At 41.8% G+C, this 2,176-nt stretch carries 2 protein-coding genes and 2 pseudogenes; all 4 read right to left on the minus strand.

The window, feature by feature from the left end; translation table 11 throughout:
* Nucleotides 1-348: 348 nt before the first annotated feature.
* A pseudogene (locus GXZ17_RS02840) lies at nt 349-663 on the minus strand (HEPN domain-containing protein); the annotation flags it as partial.
* Nucleotides 664-705: 42 nt separating this feature from the next.
* Nucleotides 706-957 (minus strand): annotated as a pseudogene (locus tag GXZ17_RS02845) (nucleotidyltransferase domain-containing protein); the annotation flags it as partial.
* A 289-nt stretch (nt 958-1,246) separates the two neighbouring features.
* Nucleotides 1,247-1,666 (minus strand): PIN domain nuclease, encoded by a 420-nt coding sequence (locus tag GXZ17_RS02850; protein WP_409375778.1) that lies wholly within the window; start codon nt 1,664-1,666, stop codon nt 1,247-1,249.
* Entirely contained in the window at nt 1,659-1,883 is a 225-nt protein-coding gene (locus GXZ17_RS02855; RefSeq protein WP_409375779.1) for a type II toxin-antitoxin system VapB family antitoxin, read from the minus strand. Before GXZ17_RS02855 ends, GXZ17_RS02850 begins: the two co-directional genes overlap by 8 nt.
* Nucleotides 1,884-2,176 lie beyond the last annotated feature (293 nt).

A 2,176-nucleotide genomic window follows, 5' to 3' on the forward strand; every position in this document is an offset into this window, starting at 1 on the left:
AACATAAAGACAAAAGAAAAAGATCAAAAATAACACGGAGGAAAAAGACCTCCGTGTTGTCATTCCTGAATGGTTCTGTCAGGAATCTAAATCATTTAAGGACAAAAATATCTGGATGCCTGATTAAAGATTTCAGGCATGACGGATGATGTGGATTCCCGGCTAGATTTCGGGAATGACGGGGAGCGAGGATTCCTCCAGAAGAAAAAAAGTGAGATTACCACAGGTAATAGGTAAAAACGTTGTAGACTGTTCTGCTCCTCGTGATGACAAAAGAGAAGAGCGATATCAAACTGTTCGTGCTCATCGGCGCAGGAAGAATAGAACGCTGTTAGTCTGCCATTGCCTCTATAAGTCTAAACCCTCTTTTATTAATTCTCTCCTTACAAAATCTCTGGTTTTTTCAGCCATCTCGACAGCAGTTTGTGCCTCCTTCAGTGAGGGAATATAAAAAAACTCGGGATATCTCAGCTCTGTTGCATAAATAGTTAGCTCATGAACTTTCAGGTCTTTCAGATATTCAAACGAGGGATCTATATTAATACATAAACTCAAGATCTCAGCTATATTATGGGTCCTTCGAAATTCTTTATCATTTAAAACGAGATATGCTTTGAGGTATTTCTCTACACACTGCTCGCTATGAAAGCAAATAGTATCAGTAGCGGGGTTCTCTGATGATCCAGTTTTTCACTCTTTCTTCCCTCATATTTTGATGTCCTCTTTATCAGCAAAATAAGAGATATTTCCTACTATAGTTTTAGATGCCTCAAATTGTTTGATTCCTCTTATTGTTACATCATTGGGTATACTCAAGGCTGCCAATCTTAGCTGAATATCTGCTGTTAATTTTTTTAATTCATCAAAAGAAATATCTTCATTTACAATTACAAGCAGATCCCAATCGCTTTCTTGTGTGGCATCTCCTCTTGCCCTGCTACCAAAAAGGATTATTTTAAATACCTTGAAGCCGGCTTTTTCTACTTCTTAGGCTATCACCTTTTTGAGAAATTCTAATTCCCTGTCCAGTTTTTTCTCTCCCATGTACATTTGCCTTCGCTCTCAAAATCAAATTACTCAAGGATACCCTATTATCTTCCTTACTGTTGTTTTCTATCAACCCATTCATTGCCCTTTTCTCCTCATTAATAGCAGGGAGGACTCCTCTATGAGCCTCTTCTCTCATCATGAGTGACCAGGCAGGGTTTCGCAATAACAACTTCAGGGTGCAATGACGGCTGGCATCCTATTCTATAAAAGGTCTGGTTTCGAGTGGTATAACCTCTTTGATATGCTCAAAGTGCTCATCAGCATGCCAGAGCTGGAGCTTCTCTTCTATAGCAGCCTGGGCAATCAGCAGATCTGGAAGAGGAACGGTCAGCCCTCGACGACGCAGGTTATAGCCAAGCCGCGCTGCCTCTAACCACACCTCCGGGGTGAGGGGAATTTCTTCCAGAGCCTCAAGTATAGAACTCAAACGGGTGAAGGCCTCCTCGTCCTTTGCTCCAACTAAAAGCTCTGCTTTCACTACCCAACAAGTGAAAACTTGCTCAGCTAAAAGGACGCGCTTCACTTCAGTTTTGATAGTTTCATCTCCCCGGGGCCGAAAATAATGGATCCAGATGGAGGTATCCATAAACACTCCTCGGCGCTGGATTTTACTCATTCTCTTCCTCTTTTGCCGCTTCTCTCCAGGAGGTAAAATCCTCCGGAGTCCAGTCCACTAAACCCGACCCCGCCAGGTCTTGAAGTTCAGCTAGTCGATGTTTCTTTATTAACTCACATAGAGCAAGCTCAATCACTTCTCGTTTGCGCTTCTTACCTGAGAGCCGCATTGCCTCACTGAGAAGCTCAGAGTCAATAGATATTGTGAATCTGTCCATAGCACACCTCTAAAACGTAATAACATGCACCATTATTATACACTAATTATTTGTGTAAAACAAGTTACCAAATAAACTATGCAAGTATAACCCGCTAAACTATCACCTGAATGTCTCTATCGACTACGAGGTGGCGCCGCCCCTTTATAGCCCCCCTGAAAAGACGAAAACATAAAGACAAAAACAAAAAGAAAAGGCAAAAACGTGGATTCCCGATAAAAGATTTCAGGAAAGAGGGAGGTCGTCACCCCTGAATGGTTTTATTATCCCGTTGTCCGTCATTCCTGAATGGT

The organism is Candidatus Sordicultor fermentans (genome assembly GCF_012728195.1).
Classification (GTDB): domain Bacteria; phylum Atribacterota; class Atribacteria; order Atribacterales; family Caldatribacteriaceae; genus Sordicultor; species Sordicultor fermentans.

Coding starts and splice junctions, on each gene's coding strand:
- GXZ17_RS02850 (WP_409375778.1), bottom strand. CDS start 1,666: ATGAGTAAAATCCAGCGCCGAGGAGTGTTTATGGATACCTCCATCTGG.
- GXZ17_RS02855 (WP_409375779.1), bottom strand. CDS start 1,883: ATGGACAGATTCACAATATCTATTGACTCTGAGCTTCTCAGTGAGGCA.